This window comes from Streptomyces daqingensis, assembly GCF_014645895.1.
GTDB classification, from domain to species: domain Bacteria; phylum Actinomycetota; class Actinomycetes; order Streptomycetales; family Streptomycetaceae; genus Streptomyces; species Streptomyces daqingensis.
Window position 1 is genome coordinate 262,270 of the sequence record NZ_BMMP01000001.1, and the last position, 23,260, is coordinate 285,529.

Annotated in this window: 16 protein-coding genes; 11 read left to right on the forward strand and 5 right to left on the reverse strand. The window is 72.3% G+C overall.

Annotated features, from left to right (window positions below; translation table 11 throughout):
* Positions 1-74 precede the first annotated feature (74 nt).
* The 9 genes from IEY56_RS01195 to IEY56_RS01235 all read left to right on the forward strand — a co-directional run bounded on the left by IEY56_RS01195 (position 75) and on the right by IEY56_RS01235 (position 15,095).
* Positions 75-2,411: a TOMM precursor leader peptide-binding protein gene (locus IEY56_RS01195; RefSeq protein ID WP_189035134.1), complete on the forward strand. Its 2,337-nt coding sequence runs from the start codon at positions 75-77 to the stop codon at positions 2,409-2,411.
* The gene (locus tag IEY56_RS01200; RefSeq protein WP_189035135.1) at positions 2,401-4,386 is read left to right on the forward strand and encodes a TOMM precursor leader peptide-binding protein; all 1,986 of its coding nucleotides are present in this window, start codon (positions 2,401-2,403) and stop codon (positions 4,384-4,386) included. The genes IEY56_RS01195 and IEY56_RS01200 overlap by 11 nt, the downstream gene beginning before the upstream one ends.
* 58 nt (positions 4,387-4,444) lie before the next feature.
* On the forward strand, positions 4,445-6,088 hold the full coding sequence (locus IEY56_RS01205) for a nitroreductase family protein (RefSeq protein ID WP_189035136.1): 1,644 nt from the start codon (positions 4,445-4,447) through the stop codon (positions 6,086-6,088).
* 20 nt (positions 6,089-6,108) lie between these two features.
* Positions 6,109-8,889: a lantibiotic dehydratase gene (locus IEY56_RS01210; RefSeq protein ID WP_229711443.1), complete on the forward strand. Its 2,781-nt coding sequence runs from the start codon at positions 6,109-6,111 to the stop codon at positions 8,887-8,889.
* Complete coding sequence (locus IEY56_RS01215; protein WP_189035137.1) at positions 8,889-10,061, forward strand: lantibiotic dehydratase C-terminal domain-containing protein; 1,173 nt, start codon at positions 8,889-8,891, stop codon at positions 10,059-10,061. Before IEY56_RS01210 ends, IEY56_RS01215 begins: the two co-directional genes overlap by 1 nt.
* Positions 10,058-11,212 (forward strand): M50 family metallopeptidase, encoded by a 1,155-nt coding sequence (locus IEY56_RS01220; RefSeq protein WP_189035138.1) that lies wholly within the window; start codon positions 10,058-10,060, stop codon positions 11,210-11,212. The genes IEY56_RS01215 and IEY56_RS01220 overlap by 4 nt, the downstream gene beginning before the upstream one ends.
* Before the next feature lie 144 nt (positions 11,213-11,356).
* Positions 11,357-12,340, forward strand: a complete 984-nt coding sequence (locus tag IEY56_RS01225; RefSeq protein WP_189035139.1) for an ABC transporter ATP-binding protein — start codon at positions 11,357-11,359, stop codon at positions 12,338-12,340.
* Positions 12,337-13,092, forward strand: a complete 756-nt coding sequence (locus IEY56_RS01230) for an ABC transporter permease (RefSeq protein WP_189035140.1) — start codon at positions 12,337-12,339, stop codon at positions 13,090-13,092. Before IEY56_RS01225 ends, IEY56_RS01230 begins: the two co-directional genes overlap by 4 nt.
* A complete protein-coding gene (locus tag IEY56_RS01235) occupies positions 13,089-15,095 on the forward strand; it encodes a TOMM precursor leader peptide-binding protein (RefSeq protein WP_189035141.1) in 2,007 nt (668 codons plus the stop codon). Before IEY56_RS01230 ends, IEY56_RS01235 begins: the two co-directional genes overlap by 4 nt.
* Positions 15,096-15,271: 176 nt before the next feature.
* Here IEY56_RS01235 and IEY56_RS01240 read toward each other — a convergent pair whose 3' ends face one another.
* Positions 15,272-15,448, reverse strand: coding sequence for a thiazolylpeptide-type bacteriocin (locus IEY56_RS01240; protein ID WP_045862230.1), 177 nt, complete (start codon positions 15,446-15,448; stop codon positions 15,272-15,274).
* Positions 15,449-15,612: 164 nt separating this feature from the next.
* Here IEY56_RS01240 and IEY56_RS01245 point away from each other — a divergent pair, with 164 nt between their 5' ends.
* Complete coding sequence (locus IEY56_RS01245; RefSeq protein ID WP_229711444.1) at positions 15,613-16,923, forward strand: amidohydrolase; 1,311 nt, start codon at positions 15,613-15,615, stop codon at positions 16,921-16,923.
* 300 nt (positions 16,924-17,223) lie between these two features.
* On the opposite strand, the gene IEY56_RS01250 is transcribed toward IEY56_RS01245, so the two are convergent.
* The 3 genes from IEY56_RS01250 to IEY56_RS01260 form a co-directional block, all read right to left on the reverse strand.
* On the reverse strand, positions 17,224-18,126 hold the full coding sequence (locus IEY56_RS01250) for an SCO0930 family lipoprotein (RefSeq protein WP_189035142.1): 903 nt from the start codon (positions 18,124-18,126) through the stop codon (positions 17,224-17,226).
* A gap of 189 nt (positions 18,127-18,315) precedes the next feature.
* Entirely contained in the window at positions 18,316-19,887 is a 1,572-nt protein-coding gene (locus IEY56_RS01255) for an NADH-quinone oxidoreductase subunit NuoF family protein (protein WP_189035143.1), read from the reverse strand.
* Positions 19,884-20,489, reverse strand: a complete 606-nt coding sequence (locus IEY56_RS01260; RefSeq protein ID WP_229711506.1) for a hypothetical protein — start codon at positions 20,487-20,489, stop codon at positions 19,884-19,886. The genes IEY56_RS01255 and IEY56_RS01260 overlap by 4 nt, the downstream gene beginning before the upstream one ends.
* A 678-nt stretch (positions 20,490-21,167) precedes the next feature.
* Here IEY56_RS01260 and IEY56_RS01265 point away from each other — a divergent pair.
* Positions 21,168-22,157, forward strand: a complete 990-nt coding sequence (locus IEY56_RS01265; RefSeq protein ID WP_308424099.1) for a PucR family transcriptional regulator — start codon at positions 21,168-21,170, stop codon at positions 22,155-22,157.
* 352 nt (positions 22,158-22,509) lie between these two features.
* On the opposite strand, the gene IEY56_RS01270 is transcribed toward IEY56_RS01265, so the two are convergent.
* On the reverse strand, positions 22,510-23,260 hold a 751-nt coding region (locus IEY56_RS01270), incomplete at its 5' end, for a DUF1996 domain-containing protein (RefSeq protein WP_189035353.1).

The window sequence follows — 23,260 nt, forward strand, 5'->3', positions numbered from 1 at the left end:
GCCCTTCCGCCACCGCACCGCACCGACCGCGCAGCCGCCTCGACCGCGCCCGACCACGCAGGGGTGTCACACACATGGCAACAGCCGCCTACGAAGCCGTAGCCGCGACCCGTCCGCGCATCCGCCGCGACGTGCTCTACACAGAGACGCCGGAAGGGGTCCTCTTCCACAACGCCGACGGCGGGTTCCAGCTCACCGCCAAGTCCGCCTACAGGTTCGCCACTCTGATCGTCCCCCACCTCGACGGGTCGCACTCGGTGAGCGAGATCAGCGAGGGCTTCGGGGACAGACAGCGCGCCATGCTCGGCGAACTCGTCAGAACGCTCTACGCCCGCGGCTTCGCCCGCGACGTGCCCGAGCCGGACGGCGCCCCCGGGGACGAAGGATTCCCCTCGCCCGAGGCTGCCCGCCGCTTCGCGCCGCAGATCGCGTACGTCGACCACTACGCCGACGACGCCGAGCGGCGCTTCGAGCGCTACCGCAGCGCCCGCGTGGCCGTCCTGGGAGAGGACGAGGTCGCCCGCTGGTGCGTGCTGAGCCTGATACGCAACGGCAGTTCGGCCGTCGGCGTACTGCCGGGCCTGGACCGTGCCGGGATCGACGAGGAGGCCGCCGAGGCGGCCGCCGACGGCTGCCCGGTCCGGCTGACCACGCTGCCCGGCGGCGATGCGGAAGGCCCGGCGGCCGGGGACGGCTGGGCCGGCCTGGACTCCTACGACGTCGTCCTCGTCACCGGCGGACCGCTCGCCGCGCAGCGGCTCTTCCCCCTGCTCAAGGCGGGCATCCCCAAGGGGTCCGCCGTCATCGCCGCCTGGTCCTACGGGGAGCAGGCCGTCGTGGGGCCGCTGATGGCGCAGGGGCGCAGCGGCTGCTTCTCGTGCGCCGTGCTCCGGCTCGGGGCGGGGGACGGCGCCGCCGCCGCGGCCGACGTGTGGAGCGCCCTGGCGATGCCGGGCGCCGTCCCGGCGGGCGGGAGCCCGGGCGGGCCGCTCGCGGCGATGACCGGCAACATGCTCGGCTACGAGGTCTTCCGGTTCACCACGGGGGCGCTGCGGGCGGAGACCGACGGCCAGTTGATCGTCCAGGACACCGCTTCGCTCGACGTCACCTCGGAGCCCCTGCTGCCGCACCCCCGCTGCACCATGTGCTCCCCGGCCGCCGCCTCGCCTTCTGCCTCAGTCTCGGCCTCCGCCTCCGCCTCCGTCGCCGCCGCGGCGCACCCGGCGGGCGGGGCCGTCACCTTCGACCTGGACGAGGCCGGCTCCGGGGGCGTGCCCATGCCGACCGTGGAGACCGCGCGGGACGCCGACGGCCTCGTCGAGGAGCTGAACCGGCGGTCCGTCCTGGTACGCGAGCACGCCGGGGTCTTCAAGCGGTTCGGCGACGAGGCGCTCACGCAGCTCCCGCTCAAGGTCGGGATCGTCGAACTCGGCGTGGGGCACGGCCGGTCGAGGACGGTCGCGGCGTTCGACACCCACCACGTCGCCGGCGCGCGCATGCGGGCACTGAACGCGGCCGCCGCCGTCTACGCGGAGCACGTCGTACCCTCCGGGCCTCTCGTCCCGGGCAGCCGGCTGGAGGCCGCGAGGGAGTCCATGAGCGTCGTGGCTCCCGGGCAGCTGACCATCGCCGCCGGCACGGGGGCGAAAGCGCCCGACGTCGCGGCGTGGACGGTGGCGACGTCGCTCGTCGGCAAGGAGCAGGTCCTCGTCCCCGAGGCCGCGGTCCGCACGTTCACACCGGCCAACTCAGCCCGGCTCTTCGAGGCCACGAGCGCGGGTACCGGTGCCGGCGCGTCACCGGCCGAGGCAGCGGCCCGCGGCCTGCTCTCCGCGCTGGGCCACGACGCCCTGATGCGGACGGTGCGGGGCGCGCCCGCGCGGCGCGTCGAGCCGGCAACGGCCGCCGCGGACGGCACCCCCGCCGCCGACGGAACGGCCGCCGCGGACGCCGAACTCACCTTCCTCGCCCGGTCGCTGGACCAGCTGGGCCTCGACTGGGAGCTGCTGGACCTCCGCGAGGAGAGCCGCAGCGGGGTGCACGTGCTCCTCGCCCGCGCCGGACAGGAATGGGCGGTGGGCAGCGAGACCGGCCGGACGGCCGCAGCCTCGGCGGCCCTCCGGGACCTGCTCGGACGGATACAGCTGAGCCGCGAGGAACACGCCGCGCCGGCCGACGCGGGCGACCCGCTGCTGCGGGACCTCGCCCCGGGCACGCTGCCGGTCGAGGAGGCCGCCGGGACGTTCGTGCCCGGAGCCGACGGGCCCGCCGTGTGGAGCGACGTGTTGGAGCGGCTGCGCGCGGCCGGCAGGGACGCCCTCGTGGTGCCGACCGGCTCGGCCGACCTGCAGAGCGCCGGCATCAGCACCGTCCGCGTGCTGCTCACCCGGGGCGCGGACCATGCCGGCTAGCGCGGCCGAGACCGCCCGGACCGGAGCGCAGCAGGCCGGGTCGCCGGGAGAGCCCGTCGCCCTGCTGGAGCGGAGCCTGTCCCGGCTGGACGGGGCCGGGGTGTCCCTCGCCGTCCTCGGACGCCGGGACGAGTTCGCCGCCGGGGAGGAGGGCCCGCGGCCCCGGGACCCCGCCGCGGTGCCCGTCCACGTCTACGGGCAACACGTCCTCGTCGGCCCTGTCCCCGCCGAGGGGGAGGGCGGCCGTGCCGCGCCGGGGTGCCGCCGCTGCCTCGCCCGCCGGTGGCAGTCCGTCCGGTCGGTGTCCCTGCGCGATGCGCTGGAGACCGGCGGGGCGACCCACGCGGCGGGGGAGTGGCCGTACGCCCTCCCGTTCGCGGCGGACGCCGTCGCCGCGCTCGTCGCGGCCGTACGGGACCGTGCGGCGCGCCGCGGGAGCGGCGACGCGGGTGACGACCCGTTCCCCGAGGTGCACCTGCTGGACCTGCGGGCTCTGACCGTCCGCCACTACCCCCTCGTCCCGGACCCGCAGTGCCCGGAGTGCGGGGTGCCGGCCGACGACAGCGAGGACGCGGCACGCATGCCGCTCAAGCCCGCGCCCGAGCACAAGGCCGGTTCGTTCAGGGTGCGTTCGCTGGATGACTACGCCATCGACGTGGCGGCCTTCGCCAACCCGGTGTGCGGGGCGCTGGGGCCGTCCGTCGTGCACGACGTCTCCTCGACGTCGACGTCCGCGACCATCGGCTGCTTCTCGATGCGCTCCGGCGACTACCTCCGCGAGACGTTCTGGGGCGGCCACGCCGACTCGTTCCAGGCGAGCGCCCGCATCGGGGTGCTGGAGGGACTGGAGCGCTACGCGGGCATGCGGGCCCGCGCCAAGACCACCCGTGTCAGGGGCGCACTGCGGGAGTTCGGCGACCTCGCCGTGGACCCCCGCGTCGTCGGCCTGTACTCCGAGGAGTTCTACAGCGCCAACCCCCGGGTGGTGCCCTTCACCCCGGACCGCGAGATCCCCTGGGTGTGGGGCTACTCCCTGCGAGACGGCGTCCCGCGCCTCGTGCCGGAGGTGCTGACGTACTACCACGCGCCGGGCCTGGAGAACCGGTTCGTGCAGGAGAGCTCCAACGGCTGCGCGTCGGGCGGGTCGTTGGAGGAGGCCGTCTACTTCGGCCTGATGGAGGTCCTGGAGCGCGACGCGTTCCTGCTCGCCTGGTACGGGATGCAGCCGCTGCCGGAGATCGACCCCTCGACCAGCGAGCGCCGCTCGACCCGGCACATGGTCGACCGGCTCGCGATGTACGGATACCGCGCCCGCTTCTTCGACACCCGCGTCACCTTCCCGGTGCCCGTGATCACCGGTGTCGCCGAGCGGTTCGACGGCGGTCCGGGCCGCATGTGCTTCGGGGCGGGGGCCGGACTCGACCCCGAGGCGGCGCTCGACGGCGCGCTGTGCGAGATCGCGACCGACGCCGTCAACCTGCCGGGCCGCACGGAGAAGGACGAGCAGCGGCTGCGCGCCATGGCGGAGGACTTCGGCCGCGTCACCGCCCTCCACGACCACCCCCTGCTGTACGGCATCCCGGAGATGGGCCGGTACGCCGACTTCCTGCTGCGCTCCCGCCCCGCGGGTTCGGCCGGGTGCCGGGTCGCGGACCTGCGCTGGGACGAAGCCGGCCGAGGGCGGAACGACGGCGGGCCGGCGGACATCCGCGAGGAACTGCGGCGCTGCGTGGGGTCGGTGACCGACGCGGGCTTCGACGTGGTCGCCGTCGACCAGACGCTGCCGGAGCAGCGCACGCTCGGCCTGCATACCGTCAGCGTCCTCGTCCCCGGCCTGCTGCCCATCGACTTCGGCTGGTCGAGGCAGCGGGCGCGCACCATGCCGAGGATGCGCACCGCGCTGCGGGAAGCCGGGCTCCGCGAGGACGACGTGGGCCCGGCGGACCTCAATCCGGCGCCGCATCCCTTCCCCTGACAGCCCGTCCGCCGCCTCGCCGATCAGACCGACCGCCCAGCAGAGAGGAGTGTCTCCCGTGGGATACGCCCGTGACTACGCGGACGCCATCAAGCACCGGGCCAGAGTGCCGATGGAACCCGCAGACTTCGTCCCCGACTGGGCCGACCGCCCGAGGAAGGGCAAGTACTACCCGGGAACCGAGTCCTTTCCGCTGCCCGCATCGGACTACCCGTCCGGGGCCACCGCCGAGGCGGGCTGCCTTCCCGGCCGCCAGCCGCTGCCCGAGAGCTCCTTCACGCTGCCGCTGCTGTCGGGGATGCTGCGGGACTCCTACGGGCTGGTCGGACGGCGGCTGGGAGTACAGGCCAACAGCGACCTGGCCGCGCTGCCGCACTACACTCAGACCAACTGGTCGCGCGGGACGGCCTCCGGGGGAGGGCTGTACCCCGTCAGCGTCTACTGGGCCTGCGGTCCCAGCGGTCCGCTGGCACCGGGCGTCTACCACTACGCCAACCAACTGCACGCCATGCAGCGCCTGCTGGCCGGAGACGTGACGGGCCACGTGCGGGAGGCCGCCGGCTGCGGCGGAGCCGGCCCGGAGACCGACCAGTTCCTGATCCTGGGCGTCAAGTACTGGCAGAACTCCTTCAAGTACAACAGCTTCTCCTTCCACGTCGTCAGCATGGACATCGGCACCGTCCTGCAGAGCTGGCGCATGTGGGCGCGGGCCCGCGGCCTGCGGATCGAACCGGCGATGTGGTTCGACGAGCCCCGCCTGAACAGGCTGCTGGGCACGGCGGAGGAGGACGAGGGCGTCTTCGCCGTCGTGCCGCTGACGTGGGACTCCGGCGTGCCGCGCGAGCCCGCGGGGGACGGCGCCGGAGTCTCCGGGCGTCCCGCCGCCGACGGTGCCCGCGCCGGTGCGGGAGAGCTGCCGTCCGTGCGCCACAAGGACGTCGAACTCTCCCGCAGAGTCCTCTCCTTCGACATCCTGGAGCGGGTACGCGAGGCGACCGCCGCGGACCCCGGGGCCCGTCCCGCCCCCGGCGCCCTCGCCGGCGCCGAAGCGGTGCCGCTGCCGGGCACGGGCGACCCGCTGCCGCTGCCCCCTCCGCGGACGGAACCCATGACCGTGCGGGAGGCCCTGCGCGGCCGCCGCAGCAGCTTCGGCCGCTTCGACGCCGGCCGTCCCGTCAGCGCCGAACAGCTGGGCACCGCCCTGGCGGCCTCCGCCGGGGTCACGCTGGAGACGGACGCCGAACCGCCCGGCGGCGCGCGCCTGGTCAAGCTGTACGCCTTCCTCAACCACGTCGAGGGCTTCGAACCGGGCGCCTACGAGTACGACGCGGACGCCCACGCGCTGCGCCCCGTCGTACCGGGCCCGCACGGCGAGTTCCTCCAGCGCAACTACTTCCTCGCCAACTACAACCTCGAACAGAGCGGCGCGGTGCTCGTCCCCACGGTCCGCACGGAGGCGGTGCTCGACGCCGTCGGCGACCGCGGATACCGCCTGTACGGAGCCACCACCGGGGCCGTCTCGCAGGCCTTCTACACCGTCTGCACGGCGCTCGGCCTCGGCTGCGGTGTGGCGCTGGGCTTCGACAACGTCTCCTACGTCGAGCAGCTGGGCCTGGAGCGCACCGGGGAGACCCCGCTGCTGATCATGCTGCTCGGCCACGAGCGGTCCCGGCCCGCCGACTTCCGCCACGAGATCGCCTGACGCCGATGAGGGAGAACGCCATGACCTCCGTGATGACGGCCTGGGAACCCGGCCGGCGCTTCATGCTCCGGGTCGCGGGGCTGCCGGCCGAATCCGTCCACGCGCTGCGCTGCCCCGGCAGCGTCGGCTGGGCCGAGCGGGTGCTGGCCGAGGAGGACCGGCTGCGCGAACGGGCGGCCGAGCTGTCCGACGTCCTGTACGGGCTCGTCACCACCACGGACACCGCCGTGCGCGGAGAGGGGGACCAGCGGCGCCGGCGGCTGCTCTCCCTGCGCCGCGAGATATTCAACAACCGCCTGCCCGCCGACCCGGACGCCGCAGCCCGGTTCATCGCCGAGCTCGACGGGGACGCCGGCCGGCAGGTCGGCGAATGGCTCGACGGGCGCCGCCGGTTCGAACAGCTGCGAGCCGAAGGGGAGGACCTGCTCCTCTCGGACGTCGACCGCAGCCGCACCGCCCTGCGCGAGCTGGTGGGCGAGGAGCGCCTCAGGCGGGGTCTGCTGCTCGCCTCGCCGACACTGGCCGGCCAGCTGGAGGGCTACCTGCGCAAACCCGTCACCGGCGCACGCCCCGACAAGCGGACGCGCAAGGTCGAACGCTCCCTGCTGTCCTACCTGTACCGGACGGCCTGCAAGACCAGCCCCTTCAGCACGTTCACCGGAGTGGCCACGGGGATCTTCAGCGGCGGCTCCCCGGCCGGCGCGGAGCGCGAGGACGGCGACGCGGCCGTGCGGCTGCCCGAGGTCTGGGAGAGCCGCGCCCGGCTCAACGTGCTCGTCCTCGGACGCCTGGCCGAACTCGTCCTCGCCGACCCCGCCCGCCGCGCCGACCTGCCCGTCCGCCTCGCCTCCGGCTGGGGCCGGGACGAGGACCGCGTCCGCTACGTACGCCGCTGGGTCACTGCGGGCGACGACGACGCGACCGTCACCTTCGACGCCGTGAAGGACCGGCTCTTCTTCCTGCGCCGCAGCGGCATCCTCGACCGGCTGCTCGCCCTCTTCGAAGGCCGCGCCGAACTGCGCTACCGGGAGCTCGCGGAGTGGCTCAGCAACGAGCACGACGCACCGCCCGAGCAGTGCGAGACGTACCTCGGGGCGCTGCTGCAGCTCGGCATGATCCGCGTGCCGTGCCTGGAGACGGACGTGCACAGCCCGGACCCGCTCCGCTCCTTCCAGGAGGCACTGCGGACGCTGGGCCGCCCCTGGGCGGAGCGGATCGCGGACGGACTCGACGCCACCGCGGACGCCGTCGCCGCCTTCCCCGAGGCCGACGCCTCCCGGCGGCCCGGGATCCTCCGCGAACTGCGCGAGGGACTGCACGCGCTGCAGAGGCAACTCGGCGCCCAGGAGCCGAGCCTGCCGCAGACCGTCCTCTACGAGGACACAGCCGCAGGAGAGGACCTGGAGTGCCGGTGGCCGGCGTGGGAGGGGCAGGTGGCCGAGGACCTGCAGGCGCTGGAGGGCGCCCTGCCGGCCTTCGACCTGACGCTTCCCCAGCGGATCACCTTCAAGGGCTTCTTCCTCGCCCGGTACGGCCGCGGCGGACGGTGCGAGGACCTGCTCGGCCTCGTGCACGACTTCCACGAGGACTTCTTCGACCAGTACCTGTCCTTCACCGCCAAACGCCGCGCCTTCGACGACCGCGGCGAGTACGTGCCGGAGGAGAACTGGCTGGGCCTGCCCGGCATCAAGGCCGTCGACTCCGCACGGCGCGTGTTCGTCGACCGGATGCGCAAGCTGTGGGCAGAGGCCGGCAGCGCGTCCGAACTCGTGCTGCAGCGTGCGCACCTGGAGGAGACCGCTGCCGAACTGGCCCCGGTCGCAGCAGACTTCGCACCGCAGAGCCACCATCTGCAGATCGCCGCCGCCGAGGGGGCCGACCCGCTGGCCGTGGTCAACCGCTCCTACGGCGGGCTGGCGTTCCCCTTCAGCCGGTTCACGCACCTCTACGACGCGCCCCGCGGCCGCTCCGCCCCCGCCGACTCCGCGCCCGGCCTGTCGGAGGCTCTGCGGGAGACCGCCGCGCGGGTCACCCCGCCCGGTGCGGTGCTGGCCGAGGTGACCGGCGGTCCCGTCGCCAGCAACCTCAACCTCCACGGCAGGCTCACGGACTACGAGATCGTGTGCCCGGGCGAGACCTCGACCGTCCCGGAGGAGGCCCGCCTCCACCTCGACGACCTCTACGTCGAGCACGACGAGGACGCCGACCGGCTGCTGCTGCGCTCCCGCCGCCTGGACCGCGAAGTCGTCCCCGTGTACCTGGGGTACCTGGTGCCCCTGGCGCTGCCCGAGATCTCGCGCACCCTGCTGCTGCTCTCCCCGTCCTCCATGTCCCGCACGGACGTGTGGGGCGGCGTACCGGAGGGCGAACCCCACGAGGGCGTCACGACGCGCCCCCGGGTGCGCTACGGGAGTCTCGTGCTGAGCCGGCGCAGCTGGACCACGACCGCCGGGCGCCTCCCCGTACGCCAGCAGCCCGGCGTCTCCGACGCGGAGTGGTTCCTGGGCTGGCAGCGCTGGCGCCGCCTGCACTCCCTGCCCGCCCGGGTGTTCGCGACCGTCAGCGGCTCGGCGGACGGCCGGGGAGGCGCCGGAGCCAAGCCGAGCTGCGTCGACTTCGACAGCCCGCTCTCCCTGACCGCCTTCGAGGCGCTGGTCAGGGAGGGGAACGACCGGATCGTCCTGCGGGAGATGCTCCCCACCGAGGACGGCCTGCACGTGCGTTCCGCCCGGGGCGGGCACGTCGCCGAACTCGCCGTCGAGACCTTCACCCTGAGAAGACCCGCGAAGGAAGTGCCCTGATGCCGCAGCCCCAGCCCGCCACGCACGAAGCGGCCGTCCCCGCGACCGGCGGCGCCCCCGCGGCCGACCAGGGCGCAACGGCCCCGGGCGAATGGCAGCCCCTCCACATCTTCTACGCCGCCAACCCGCAGCCCCTGCTGGTCAACTGCGTACGCCCGCTGATCGCGTCGCTGCAGGAGGACGGCCTGCTCGCCGGGCACTTCTTCCTCAACTACTGGCTGGAGGGGCCGCACGTGCGCCTCCGGCTGAGGCCCGCGAGCGAGGAGGCCACGGCCGAGGTGCGCCGCCGTGCCGAGGAGGCGGTCGACGCCTTCCTGAAGTCGCGCCCGGCGCTGTACGAGGTCGACACCGGCTTCCTCAACGAGTTCTACAACGCGCTGTTCGAGATCGAGTTCCCGCAGGGCGACCGCGGCGATTTCATGGGCGAGGACGGCCGCATGAACCTGCGGCCCAACAACTCCCGCTCCTGGGAGCCCTATTCGCCGGAGTACGCCAAGTACGGCGGTCCCGCCGGTGTCGAGCTCGCCGAGTGGCACTTCGCGCACTCAAGCGACCTGGTGATCAACGCCTTCGGCACCATGAACCTGCATCTGCGCACGGTCCTGCTGGGCACCTCGGCGCAGCTGATGATGGTGATGCTCAGCTGCTTCCTCCCCGACGCCCGCAAGCAGGCCGACTACCTCGACCAGTACTACGAGTTCTGGCACCGGGCGTTCCCCGGCACGGGGTTCATCGGCTCCAAGGAGTACGACCGCAACTACGCCGAGACCGCCCCCGGCCTCCGCCGCCGCTACCGGGAGATCCGCGGAGCGGTCGCGGCGATGCGGGACGCCCGCCAGGGGGCGGCGGACGACGCGTCAGGCGCACCGGTACGGCTTCCCGCCTTCCTGCAGGGCTGGTCGCAGCACTGCCTCGAACTGCGCAGCCGCGTGGTGTCGCTGGCGGAGAGCGGACGGCTGGTCTTCGCCGCTCCCGAGGACGACACCGCCCGGCCCACGACCGATCTGGCCCACGTCCTGCCGACGCTCCTCTCGCCGTACATGCATATGACCAACAACCGCCTGCACGTGACGATCAGGGACGAGGCGTACCTCGCCAACGTCCTCGGCCGGGTCCTGCGCGAGGACCTCGACGCGGAGGCGGAACCCTCAGGCCCGGCGGTGTCGCCGTGACCGTCGACTCCTCCGGAACCGCCGGGTCGTCGGCGCTTCTCGCGCAGCGGCCCGCGCTCAGGCGGGACGTGCTCGTCAGCCCGCCGCTGCTGCGCGCCGCGGCCACCGTCCACCTGGTCAAGAACCCGTACACGGGGCGGTCGTTCGAGGTCGGCGAGAAGGAGCACTTCCTGATCTCCCGCCTGGACGGCGCCCGCACCCTCCAGCAGGTCGGGGCGGAGTACGCGCAGCACTTCGGGAAGCGGCTGGGCGAGGCCAACTGGCGGCAGCTGCTGGGACTTCTCGGAAGCCGCGGTCTCCTCGCCGGCGCTCCGGAGCCCGGCCCGGCCGCCCGGCAGCCGTCCCCCGCCCCGGCGGAGACGGGCGGCATGGTCTCCGGGGGCGTGCTGCGCGGACGGGTGCGCATGGTGGCCGACGCGGAGGCGGCCACCGCCGTGCTGCACCGCGGTCTGCGTCCGCTGCTGCGGCCCGCCGTGCTTCTTCCGCTGCTCGCCCTCACCGTGGCCATGGAGGTTCTTCTCGCGCTGCGGGTGGGGGAGTTGGGTCGCGACACCTGGTGGCTCGTGCAGCGTCCCGTGGCCCTGCTGGCGGTGTGCGTGACCATCTGGTTCAGCATCGCCCTGCACGAGCTCGCCCACGGCGTGGCGGCCCGTCACCACGGCGCCGCCGTCAAGGAGATCGGCCTGCGCTGGCGCCTCCCGGTGGCGATCATGTACTGCACCGTCGGGGACTACGTGTTCCTGCGGCGCCGACGGCAGCAGCTCGCCATCGCCGGCGCGGGAGCCTTCGTCAACCTGGTCGTCCTGCTGCCGGCCGCCGCATGGTGGCTCGCGCTGCCGCCGGACGACTCCACCCGGAAGGTTCTTTCCGGACTGCTGCTGCTCGGCAGCTTCCAGGCGCTGGTGAATCTCGTTCCGCTGCCGCCTCTGGACGGCTACGCCATGCTCAGCCATGCTCTGCGGATCTCCGGCTACGCCCCGGAGAGCGGCCGGTACCTCAGGCTGCGGATGCGTGACCGAGCTGCCGCTGCCGCCTACCCGCGCCGGGCCCGCACTCTCTACGCCGCTTACGCGGCCGGTTCCGCCGTCCTCGTCTGCTGCGCGCTGGCAGGGGCGGCAGCCGCCGTGTACGCGCTTCTGACCACGTACTAGCCGAACGACCGCCTCCGACCCCCCACCGCCTCCTACACCCCCCCACAGACCCCGATACACCGACCAGCCGCCCGACCAGCCGCCGACGACCACCTGAGAGCACCGACCCATGAGCACTGCCAGCACCGAGGGGCACGAACACACATGACCGACGCAACGGCCGTGCCGGCCGAACGGCACGAAGCAACAGAGCAGACCACGATCGTCATCGAGGAGATCCGCAAACGCTACGGCGACCGCGACGCCGTGGCAGGGGTCTCCCTGCAGGTGCGACGGGGCGAGTTCTTCGGCCTGCTCGGACCCAACGGGGCGGGCAAGACCACCCTGGTGGAGATCATGGAGGGGCTGCGGGAGGCGGACTCCGGGAAGGTCACCGTCCTCGGGCAGCAGCCCTGGCCCCGGAACGTCGCGCTGCTGCCGCGCATGGGCGTGCAGACCCAGTCGTCGGCTTTCTTCGTGCGGCAGACCGCCCGCGAGCATCTGACCACCGTCGCCGCCCTGTTCGGAGCGGGCCACGACGCCGCGGACAGCGCCCTGGCGGACGTCGGGCTGACCGGACAGCGCGATGTGATGGTGGAGAACCTCTCCGGCGGCCAGCGCCAGCGCCTCGCCATCGCCTCGGCCCTCGTGCACGGACCGGAACTGATCTTCCTCGACGAACCGACGGCCGCCCTCGACCCGCAGGCCCGCCGGGACCTGTGGGAAGTGCTGCGGGGCCTCAAGCGCCAGGGGCGCACGATCGTCTACACCACCCACCACCTCGACGAGGCCGAAGCGCTCTGCGACCGCGTGGCCATCCTCGTCGACGGGCGCATCGCCGCGCTGGACTCGCCCCACAACCTCGTCTCCTCGGCCGGTGTCCCCACCCGTCTGATGATCCCCGAGGGCCGGCTGAGCCCCGAGGACGCGCTGGCCATCGAGGGAGTCGACAGCGCGGAGCTGCAGGGCGGTTCGCTCGTCCTGGAGACCCGGGTGTCGGGGCAGGTCCTCACGGCGGTCGACAAGCTCGCGGGCCTCAACGACGTACAGACGCGCACCGCGACCCTCGAGGACGTCTACCTCGAACTCACCGGCTCCCTCGCGGGCACGGGCCAGGACGGCGACAACGACACGGAGCAGCAGGCATGAGCGCGTACGCAGCACTTACGGGAGCCGGATTCCGGGCCCAGGTGAGGGACAAGGCCACTCTCTTCTTCACCTTCGCCTTCCCGCTCATCTTCCTCGTCGTCTTCGGGCTGATCTTCAGCGGTCAGGACGTGAAGGCGTCCGGGCGGCCCTACATCTCCTACATCGCCCCCGGCGTGATGTCGTGGGGCGTGGCCAACGCAGCCGTCTTCAGCGTGGCGTTCACCCTCATGCAGTGGCGACGCGACGACCTTCTGCGGCTCATCAGGATGACGCCGACGAGGCTCCCGGCCGTCCTCGGGTCCCGCTACGTCCTGGCGCTGGGCGTCGGGGTGGTGCAGGCGGTGCTCTTCGTCGGCATCGCGCTGCTGCCGCCCTTCGGGCTGGAACTCAAGAGCAGCTGGCCGCTGGCGCTTCCCGTGCTGGTCTTCGGGATCACCGCGTTCCTGACCATCGGCGTGGTGATCGGCTCCCTGGCGGACACTCCGGAGGCCGTCGCCGCCATCGCCAACTGCCTGATGGTGCCCATGGCGTTCCTCTCGGGCTCCTTCATGCCGATGGACATGCTGCCCGACTGGCTGCAGACCGGCTCCCGGATTCTGCCGCTGCGCTACCTCAACGACGCGGTGTCCGCTGCCCTTTCGGGACGGGGCGACATGGGCGACATCGTGCTCGGATGCGGCGGGCTGGTCGTCTTCACCGTCATCTTCGGCGCCGTCTCACTGAAGACCTTCCGCTGGAGCAACCGGGCATGACCGCGACGGCCGCCCTCGGCGGCACCACAGCGGACGCACCGGCGGTCGGCGTCCCCGGCCCCCTGCGGGCCGCTCGAGACCGGCTCCAGCGCGCCCTGGAGCAGCGCCGCGACGGCACGCCGGCGCCCCTCGTGGTGCCGCTGGGGGCGGCCGACGCCCTCGGCGGCGGCCCCACCGCGGGCACGGGCCGCGGCGGGGCGCCCGCCGACCCCTTCGCGGAGCAGCGCTCCGCCGCCACCGTCCACCTCACCGCGCAGGCCGTCCTGGTGGGGCCCTGGGGCGGCGACGGCACCGCACCAGCCTGCGGGCGCTGCCTGGCCATGCGCTGGCAGCGGCTGCGCACCCGCACCGAACGGGACGCGCTGGAGACGGGCGGCGCCGTGCGGGCCGCGGGGGAGTGGCCCGTGCTGCCGGCCCACGTCCTTGACGCCGTCCGCGCCCTCCACGAGGCCGCCGCCGGGGGCGAGTTGCGGCCCGGCGGGCAGCAGTCACCCGCCGACCGCGCCCTGCCGCAGGTCTCCCGGCTCGACCTGGAGACCCTGGCGGTACGCACCTTCCCGCTGCTCGCGGAACCCCTCTGCCCGCACTGCGGCCCGAGCGGAGCCGACAGCCCCGAAGCGGCCGCCCGGCTGCGTCCCGTCGCGCGGCCCAAACCGGACGCCGGCTCCTACCGGCTGCGCCCCGCGTCCTCCTATCCGATGCCGCTCCAGGCACTGGCCAACCCGGTCACGGGAGTGCTGGGCGCGGGCACGTGGATCAACGTCACCTCGCCGACGACGGCACCCGTGGCCGGCAGCGTCTTCATGCGCGGTTACGCGGGTCTGACGGACGTCACCTGGAGCGGACAGGGCAACGGCTTCGACACCAGCCGCGAACTCGCCTTCCTGGAAGGCCTGGAGCGGTACGCGGGAACCCACAGGCGGCGCCGCGGCGCCCTGCTGACCGCCGCCTACAGCGACATCCGCGATGAGGCCCTGGACCCGGCGGAATGCGGCCTGTACGCACCGGAGACCTACCGCGACGACCCGATGGTCGCCCCGTTCGACCCGCACCGGGAGATCCCCTGGGTGTGGGGCTTCTCGCTGCGCGACGAGCGCCCCGTCCTGGTGCCGGCGCGCCTCGCCTACTACAGCGCGGGCCTGGCCGCCGACAACTTCGTCTTCGAGTGCTCCAATGGTTGCGCCATCGGCAGTTGCCTGGAGGAGGCGGTGCTCGGCGGGCTGCTCGAACTCATCGAGCGGGACGCGTTCCTGCTCGCCTGGTACGGCGGTACGCCGCTCACCGAGATCGACCTCCGCACGGCCGGCGGCGCGGTCGCCGCGATGGCGGCACGGGCGGCGATGCAGGGCTACGACGTGCACGCCTTCGACAACCGCATCGATCTGGCCGTCCCCGTGGTGACCGCTCTCGCCGTGCGCAGGGACGGCGGTCCCGGAAGTTTCTCCTTCGGAGCCGGGGCGAGCCTCGACCCGTGGGCCGCGCTGGAGGGCGCGCTGTCGGAAGTCCTCACCTACATCCCGCACCTGCCCCGCCAGGTGGCCGAGCGCCGGGGCGAACTGGAGGCGATGGCCGACGACTTCGGGAAAGTGCTGCATCTGAAGGACCACGCGCAGCTCTACGGCCTGCCGAGGATGACCCCGCACGTGCGCACGTACCTGGAGCCTCCCCGCAAGGAGCCGGCGGAGTCGCTGTGGGAGGGGTGGGAGCGGCGGCAGCGGCCCCGTACCGGGGACCTGGCCGACGACCTCGCGCTGTGCCGGGACGAGCTCGTACGGGCGGGCCACGACGTGATCGTCGTGGACCAGACGACGCCCGAGCAGGAACGGATCGGGCTGTGCACCGTCGCCACCCTCGTCCCCGGGCTGCTGCCCATCGACTTCGGCTGGAGGCGCCAGAGGGCCCCGCTGATGCCGAGGTTGCGCACGGCGGCACGGCGGGCGGGTCTGCGCTCGGCGGACCTCACGGACAGCGAGATCCGGATGGTCCCGCATCCCTTCCCGTAACTGCCGGGCGGGGCGACGGGAGTCGGGGCCGGCGGGGGCAGGCGTGCGGGGGCGTGAAGGCGGCTGTACGCGCCGCTGAGCGCCTCGCGCGCCCCGCGCGTCCCGTGAACGGCGAACGGCTCTCTCCGCGCGGGAGAGAGCCGTTCAGGGGCTCGGTGTTGCTCAGTCCGAGACCGTCAGGCGCTGCACGAGGTGGTGCTGGTGGTCGACGAGCAGGTCGAGGTGGACGAGCAGCTCGTCGAACCGGCGAGGACGACCTCGCTCGCGTCCGAGTAGTCGGAGATCTCGAAGGTCTCCGACTCGAGTTCCAGGATCTCGTCGGCGAGCGAGGCGAGGGAGGACTTCTCAGTCATGGGGGCTCCTTCAGTCGGCCACAGGTACCACCGGTGGCGAGGTGTGCCGTCATTCCATCCGAGGCCGCTGGCAGATGGCTCGATGTTCCGCTCACACCTCGCTGACACCTGGTGTCAGCGGACTGAGAGCACCCCGGCTCCGGGAGTGCTGAAAGGATGAACGCGTGAGCCGAAAAGGCGCCGTCACCGGCGAGAGAGCCCCCGTCCTGCAGGGACTGCAGGACATCCTCAGGCCGCTGGTGGCCTTCTACCTCGACCTGCACAGGAACCCCGAACTCTCCGGCCGCGAGAGCCGCACCGCCTCCCGGTTCGCGGAGTGGCTGGAGCAGGAGCCGTACCGGGTGACGAGGGGCGTGGGCGGCCACGGCGTCGTCGGCGTCCTGCACAACGGCACGGGGCCCTGCGTGATGCTGCGTGCCGAACTGGACGCGCTGCCGGTGACGGAGCGGACCGGCCTGGCGTACGCCGCCGAAGGGCCCGTCATGCACGCCTGCGGCCACGACCTGCATCTGGCGGCCCTGGCGGGGGCCGCGACGCTGCTGGCCCGTTCCGCGGACAGCTGGCGCGGCACGGTGCTGATCGTGGCGCAGCCCGCCGAGGAGACCCTGGAAGGGGCGCGGGCGATGCTGGAGGACGGGCTGTACCGGCGCTTCCCGCGGCCGGACACCGTGCTCGCGCAGCACTGCGCGCCCCTGCCTGCGGGGATGGTCGCCCACGCGGACCCGGCTGGGCACGCGCCGGTCCTGGGCGGCAGCGTGACGATGGAGGCGACCGTCCGGGGGCGGGGCGGTCACGCCGGAGCCCCCCACATGGCCGTCGACCCCCTGCTGACCGCGGCGTCCGCCGTGCTCAGGCTGCAGGGCGTCGTGGCGCGCGAGACGGCGCCGGGGGAGCAGGCCGTGCTCAACGTCGGTTCGCTGCACGCCGGTTCGGGGGCCAACGTGATCCCGGACGAAGCCGTCCTGGGCGTCACTGTCCGGGCCCTCTCGGAGGCATCCCTCGACCGGCTGGCGGAGGCGGTCGAGCGGATCGTGCGTGCCGAGTGCGCGGCCTCCGGCTGCCCGGAGGAGCCACGGATCGACGTCGTCTCCCGCTCGCCCGTCACGATGACGGACCGGGCGGCGACGGAGGCGGTGCGCGAGGCCCACCGGGAGCTGTACGGGCCGGAACGCGTCTCCGGGTGGCTTCCCACCCTCGCCACCGAGGACTTCCCCCTCTACGGCGACGCGGGCTCCCCGCTCCACGGGGAGGAGGGCATAGCGACCGTCTACTGGATGCTCGGCGCCGTCGGGGCGGGACAGTACGCCCGCGCCCCCGGTGAGACCGCCGCCGAGAAGCTCGCCGCCCTGCCGGCGAACCATGCACCGGACTTCGCGCCGGACGTGCGGGCGAGCCTCCCGGCAGGGGTGACGGCCATGACCAGCGCGGCCCTGGCCCGGCTGGGGGAGCCCCCGCGCACGGTCCGGAGCCGCTGACACGGCCGCACACACGGGAAGCGGGGCCCGGACTCCGACGAGGCGTCGGGGGAGGCCCGTCGAGGCGCGGGGTGCCGACTGCGGGACTCCGCGCGCAGCCTGCGCACGTAACCCCGCACGGCACACGTGGCCCGGACAGGCGCACGCAGCTGTGCCCGCACACGAAACCCCCAGGGCCCGCCTCCTGCCGGCTCACCCCGCGGTGCGGAACGGGGCGGGACGGGCGCGGAAGGGCGGGCCCTGGAGGGGTGGTGCGCCGGGATCCGGCCGGTCAGCGACGCGGCCGGGACGGGCCGGGGCTCAGCGAGCCGCGCCGGCCCTCTTGCCCTTGTCGGTGACGGCGTGCCAGTCGCCGTCCTTGCCCTGGCCGTTGATGTCACCCGGCTCCTTGTCGCCGGTGAACCAGTACAGCGGCCAGCAGTCGATGGTGAGCTGCTGGACTCCGTCGGGGCGCTTGTACGTGGTCAGCAGCTTCGGGTCGACACCGGAGATCTTGTTCTTGTCCACCGGCTTGGCGGGCTTCCAGCTCTTGAGGCACTCGCCCTTGCAGTTGGACTTCATCGGCCACGCCGAGTCCTTGTCGAACCGGTAGAGCGTGCGGCCCTCGCCGTCGGCCAGGATCTCGCCCAGCTCGGCGTTCTTGACGGTCTTGAGCTGGTCGGCGTTCGCGCCGCTCGCCTTGTTGCCGTCGGGGGCGAGAGCGTTCCACGTCTCGCCGACGCCGTGGCCCTTCACGTCACCCGGCTTGGTGTCCTTCGCGTAGCGGTACACCGGCCAGCCGCCGAGCGTCAGCTGCAGGGAGCCGTCGGTGCGCTTGACCTTGCCGATCTGGCTCTTCTCGATGCCCTTCGTCGCCTCGGCGTCCTCGGCGGGCACGGCGGGCCAGGCCTTCGCGCAGTCACCGTCACAGTTGGACTGGGAGGGGGAGGCGGTGTCGTCGTCGAACCGGTACAGCGTCCAGCCCTTGGAGTCGGTGACGATGTCACCGAGCTTCGCACTGGCCTTGACCTTCAGCGTCTTGGCCGGCGCGTCCTTCTTGCCGGAGGCGCCGTCCTCGCCGCCGCCGTAGCCGTCGCCCACGGCCTGGTCGGCCGGCTTGATCTTCTGAGGAGGAGCGCCGCCACTGTCGGAGCCACACCCTGTCGCGAGCAGAGCTACGGCGACCGCGGTCCCCACCAGAGCCACGTGACGCTGCTTCTTCATGACCGCTCCTTCAGCACTCGACTGTGACTGGCATGTGAGTGTGGTGCAGGAGCGATGCAGGCGGCGAAAAGTTGTCATGTCGCGCCAAAGCAGAAGGTTTGCGGGAGCCATCCCGCCGGGACCAGCGAAAGTGCCTCGTACGGCGGCCAGTTCGGCAGAGTGCAAACGCCGCCGCACGCGGCTGGGACCCTACTTCTCCACGATGCGGAGGGCGAGCGCCGGGCAGCGCCGCACGGCCCGCTGGGCCTGCTTGTTCATGTAGTCGGGGATGGCGGCGGACGCCCCGGTCGGGTAGCCGTCGACATCGAGTTCGATCATGTCGGGGACGACTCCCGCGCACAGCCCGTGCCCCTGGCACAGCGTCCAGTCGACGACGAGCCGCCGGGACTTCTGCGGAGCGCCGGCCGCCGTGCGTCCGCGGTCCGCGCGGATGCCCCGGATGCCGCGGGCCTGGGAGACCTGTCCCTCGTCGGGGACGGAGAGCGAGCTGAGCACCGGCCTTCCGCATCCCTGCCCGAGAGCGTGGAGTTCGAACTCCTCGGGGAACGCGTCGAGCGTCGACTCGACGAGGCGCGACGTGCCGTCCGGGTGACTGCACGCGCCGCGCCTTTTCACGGCTTTGGCGCGCGCCCAGATGGCGTCGAGTGCTTCCTGGCCGCCGCCGTCGGCCGCCCAGGCGATCGTGTCCGCCAGCGCGGGCAGCCCCAGCACGCACGGCCCGCACTGCCCGGCGGACTCCTTCGCCATCCAGCGGGCGACCAGCTCCAACTCGCCCGCGGGGCACGTCCCTTCGGGCAGCGGAAGGATCGCTCCGGCGCCGAGGGTCGAGCCGTAGGAGTCCAGCGACTCCCGGGAGATGCGCGCCGACCAGGCGAGGTCGCGCTGCAGCCACCGCCCGTGGTACCCGCCGACGAGCACGCCCTGGCCCGGGTCCATGCCGCACAGGCCCAGGATGTACGACAGCGGCGCGCCGAACGGTGCCTCCACCACCCGCTCACCGGCCACGGTCAGCAGCACCGTGCCGGGCTCGGTCGGCAGGCCCACGTTGCGGAAGTCGAGCGCACCGAGGCGGGCGGCGATCGCGAGCTGCGCGTACGTCTCGGTGTTCGACAGCATCGTCGGCAGGCCCGCGACACCGCTCTCGCTGGCGCGTACGCCCGTCCCGGACGGCGCCACCGGCAACTGGTTGAGACCGTTGACGAGAGAGGAGGACTCACCGGTGACGAACGCCTCCGGCATCCGTGCCACACGGACGCGCGGCGCGCCCGGCCCGCGTTCGGCCACGGCGTCCCGTACGGAGCGCTCCACGTCGGGCCGCGTGACGCAGATGCTCACCTCCTCCGCCTTCAGTGCGCGTGCCACCAGCAGCGCACCGTCGATGACGAGGTGCGGCGTGTACAGCAGCAGCGCCGTGTCCTTGAGGCAACTCGGCTCGCCCTCGCTGCCGTTCACCACGACCACCGTGCGTGCGTCCTGCCGCCGGCGGGCGCTGTCGATCACGGACTGGAGCTTGCGGGCGAAGGGGAAACCCGCGCCGCCGCGGCCGCGCAGGTCGATGTTCTCGGCGAGGTCGACGACTTCCTGGAGCCGCAGTTCGGGCATCTGGCCGTGCACCGTCAGATGCCCCACGCGGTCGAGACGCCTGTGCCACGCCCCGCCGGTGCCCAGGCCCGCCAGCAGCCGCGGCGGCCCGAAGGAGGCGAGGGACGGAACCGCGTCGGCGCTGGAAGCGGACACGGGACTCGGCACGACAGAGGTCACCGTTTCTCCTTCTTGCTCGATCCCGGACGCTTGGTACGGCCTTGAGCGAGTCGCATCATCAGCACAACTGTGACTGCCGTCAAGCACAGGCCGTACCCGAGGTCCACGTAGTCGGCGACGGGACGGCCCGCGCGCAGACCGTGGATCAGTGCGGCCCCCCAGGCCAGATAAGCGCTCATGTGCAGGGCCCGCCACAGCCGCGACTGGCCCTTGCGGGCGAAGGCGCCGCGCACCGCACCCGTCATGGTGACCGCGACGAAGAGGTAGCCCGCGACCGATCCCAGTCCGACGAGTACCGGCTGCGCCCCGTCGGTGAACGGTATCGCCGCCGACTGCACGCTCGTCGAGCCGAGTGAGATCTTCGACCAGACGTGTAGACCGAGGAAACCGAGACCGCCGACAGCCGTACCGCGGTGGATCGCCTGCGCGATCAGACGGTGATTGGGGTCCAGCACGAACTGGTCCGCCGCGGCGAGGCCCCACAGGACCGTGAAGGTCAGCAGCAGCAGGGACACGACTCCGGAGCCGAAATCGATGAAGGCCCACACCCGTGCCATCGACTGATTGCTGATCGCGAATACGAGAGCGAGTGTGGCGACCATCACGAAGGCCGTTATGCGAGGAACATAACGGGCTCCGCTGCTCTTTCGTGATATGTCTGCTTCGAGTCGTCGCTCGGGTGCGAAGCCCTGGGGAGGGCGGGCCTCGCCTCTGCGGGGCGCTACGGGCGGCGGGGACCGGCGCTCCGTAGGCGGTACACGAACTTTTTCTCGGGGCATCGGATCTTCCGATCGCACAGTCGCCTGGTCCGACCTGACCCTCGGTCCCGCATCTGCCGTGGGTCGCAAAGCAGTTGAACGGGAAATCACCAGTGACGTTCTGGTGTCTTGCTCTCTACTTTGCGCGACCAAAATGCGGTGGTCGGGATGCAGCAGCATCTCGAAACTCCCCAACCCCTTCACAGGATTTATCGCTCTGTGACAAATTCTGGCAGTGGGATCGCCGCCGCACCTCGCTGTGTCGATGATGCCCACTCAGGGGAAGCAGGGGGACCCTCAACTCCGCGACCGGGGCGGGATACCGGTTTCGGAGGCAACCTCCGCGGGCCTGCCAGTCCCGTGCTCGGGCAGGCCCAACCCGGCAGGAACGAGGTAAAGATGAGCGACGTTCTAAACCGCATCCGATCTCGCCCTCGTGGCGAGTGGACGCGTGTTCAGAGGAAGGAGCTGCCCGCCATCGCTGACCAGGTGGTGGATGCTCTGCAGCGCAGCATACCGGCAATGTCCGCTTTTCTGCGTGAAATTGACCGCGAAGATGCACAGTGGGCCGTCGAGCAGGCATTGCTCGCGGCTCTCGGGCAGCATGCCCAGGAAAACGAAGATTCCGCCAATACGGGAAATACGGACACGGGAACCAATGCGCAGGGCGAGAACGTCACAGCTGCGGTTCCCATCGACCGTGCCCGCCGGCAGCTGTTCACCGCCCTCATGGGAGAGGAGGAGTACCCGGAAGCCCGCCTGACCGAACTGGCCCGATCCGCCAGGTGGCCGCTGCCCGAGACCGTCCGAGCAATCGCACTCGCATCCCCGAGCGAGGTGCCCCAGCTCGCGGCTGCTCTCGGCAACGCCCTGGTCAGTCCGGTCGAGAGCGAACTCTGCCTGCTGATACCCGATCCTGAGGACGACCGCGAAGCACTGGAGAACGTGCTGCGCGGTCGCACTGCTGCGATCGGCCACACCGTCCCCCTCAATGACGCGGGGTCCTCGGTGCGCTGGGCGAGGCGGCTGCTGGAACTGACACCGGCGGGCAACCCCCCGGCCGCCGGCATCGGTGCCAACAGCCAGGACGCGAAAATCCTGTTCGTCGACGACCATCTGTCCATGCTCATGCTGCTGCAGGACGAATCGCTTGCATGTGCGCTCTCTTCCCGCTGGCTCGGCCCGCTGGCGGAACTCACGCCGAGGCAGAGCGAGCGGCTTGAGGTCACGCTGCTGGCGTGGCTGGAGAGCGGGGGAGCACCGGAAGCAGCGAAGACGCTGCAGGTGCACCCCCAGACGGTGCGGTACAGGCTCCGCCAGATCGAGAAGCTCTTCGGTTCGGCGCTGCGTGATCCCCGCACGCGCTTCGAGTTGGAGATGACCCTGCGCGGCCGGCGGCTGCTGGGGCAGATCCGGCGGCAGCGCACCCGGGCCGGTCGCAGGGCTCGTGCCGTCACCCCGGGCGTCCGCCCGCTGGGCGTCGCGCGCGAGGCAAGGGTGAACGGTCTCTGACTTCCCCCCTCGTCCGATGCCCCCTCGCATCGGAACAGACCCGTCCCCCCACGTGACGACCTGAAGAACCGAAGCCCACGGAGGCCCGGACACAGAATCTGTGTCCGGGCCTCCGTGGTCGTGCGCCCGGTTCCGCCCCGGGGCCTGGCGGCCCCTGAACTGCGCCTCTGCCCCGACTCCGTGCTCCCGTACGCCGCGTGCTCACGCCGCGTGGCGCTCACACGGGCAGCCGGCCGGGGCACCGTCCGGCAGTCGTACCGTCGTACCGTCCTGGTCCGGAAAGGCGTCAGCCGCGGGACCGATTGCTCGGTGGCCCCGCGGCTGACTGGTGGTGCAGCCGGTCGCTAGTGCGTCAGCACTCGCGGCCTTCGTTGATGCAGCTGACCGCCTCGTCCATCAGGTCCTCGGGCATGACGTTGATGAAGTCGCTGTGGTCAGTGATCGGCTTGTGCAGCTGCTCCGGGAAACTGTCGACCGCGAACGGGGTGTCCGCGTTCAACAGGTTCTCGGCGGGGATGTCGTACTTGATCTTCTGCTGCAGCTGCGGGATGGCCTGGAAGCCGTCCGGGCAGGAGCCGTCCTCCTCGGAGAACGCCATGTGGTCGCGGTGGTTGCCGCTGTCGGTGTTCTGTCCGTCCCAGCAGTTCTGGAAGTTGAAGGTACGGATCATCTGGGCGCCGTCAGGGCAGATCGGGTACTTGTCCGTCAGCTGACGGTCCTCGAAGCCCTCGCAGCTCCACGACGCGTTGGCGTTGGCGTCGCCGTTGGTGAAGGACTTGGCGTCACCGGTGATGATGCGCAGGAACTTCGGCATCGCGACGACGTCATCGTTCGTGCCCTTGATGAACTTCAGCGTGGCGCTGGCCGGCTGCAGGATCGAGCCGACGTTGAGGTCGTTCGCCCCACCGTCACCAGGCTGGGCCTCGGCACCTTCACCGCCGCCGACCTGGTCCTCTTCACCTTCGCCCTGTCCGGCGTCCTGGCCCTGGTCCTGTCCGGCGTCCTGGCCTTGGTCCTGGCCTTGGTCCTGTCCGGCGTCCTGTCCCTGGTCCTGGCCTTGGTCCTGGCCCTGGTCCTGTCCGGCGTCCTGGCCTTGGTCCTGG

Coding starts and splice junctions, on each gene's coding strand:
- IEY56_RS01195 (WP_189035134.1), top strand. CDS start 75: ATGGCAACAGCCGCCTACGAAGCCGTAGCCGCGACCCGTCCGCGCATC.
- IEY56_RS01200 (WP_189035135.1), top strand. CDS start 2,401: ATGCCGGCTAGCGCGGCCGAGACCGCCCGGACCGGAGCGCAGCAGGCC.
- IEY56_RS01210 (WP_229711443.1), top strand. CDS start 6,109: ATGACCTCCGTGATGACGGCCTGGGAACCCGGCCGGCGCTTCATGCTC.
- IEY56_RS01215 (WP_189035137.1), top strand. CDS start 8,889: ATGCCGCAGCCCCAGCCCGCCACGCACGAAGCGGCCGTCCCCGCGACC.
- IEY56_RS01225 (WP_189035139.1), top strand. CDS start 11,357: ATGACCGACGCAACGGCCGTGCCGGCCGAACGGCACGAAGCAACAGAG.
- IEY56_RS01230 (WP_189035140.1), top strand. CDS start 12,337: ATGAGCGCGTACGCAGCACTTACGGGAGCCGGATTCCGGGCCCAGGTG.
- IEY56_RS01235 (WP_189035141.1), top strand. CDS start 13,089: ATGACCGCGACGGCCGCCCTCGGCGGCACCACAGCGGACGCACCGGCG.
- IEY56_RS01240 (WP_045862230.1), bottom strand. CDS start 15,448: ATGACTGAGAAGTCCTCCCTCGCCTCGCTCGCCGACGAGATCCTGGAA.
- IEY56_RS01250 (WP_189035142.1), bottom strand. CDS start 18,126: ATGAAGAAGCAGCGTCACGTGGCTCTGGTGGGGACCGCGGTCGCCGTA.
- IEY56_RS01260 (WP_229711506.1), bottom strand. CDS start 20,489: ATGGTCGCCACACTCGCTCTCGTATTCGCGATCAGCAATCAGTCGATG.
- IEY56_RS01265 (WP_308424099.1), top strand. CDS start 21,168: ATGTCCGCTTTTCTGCGTGAAATTGACCGCGAAGATGCACAGTGGGCC.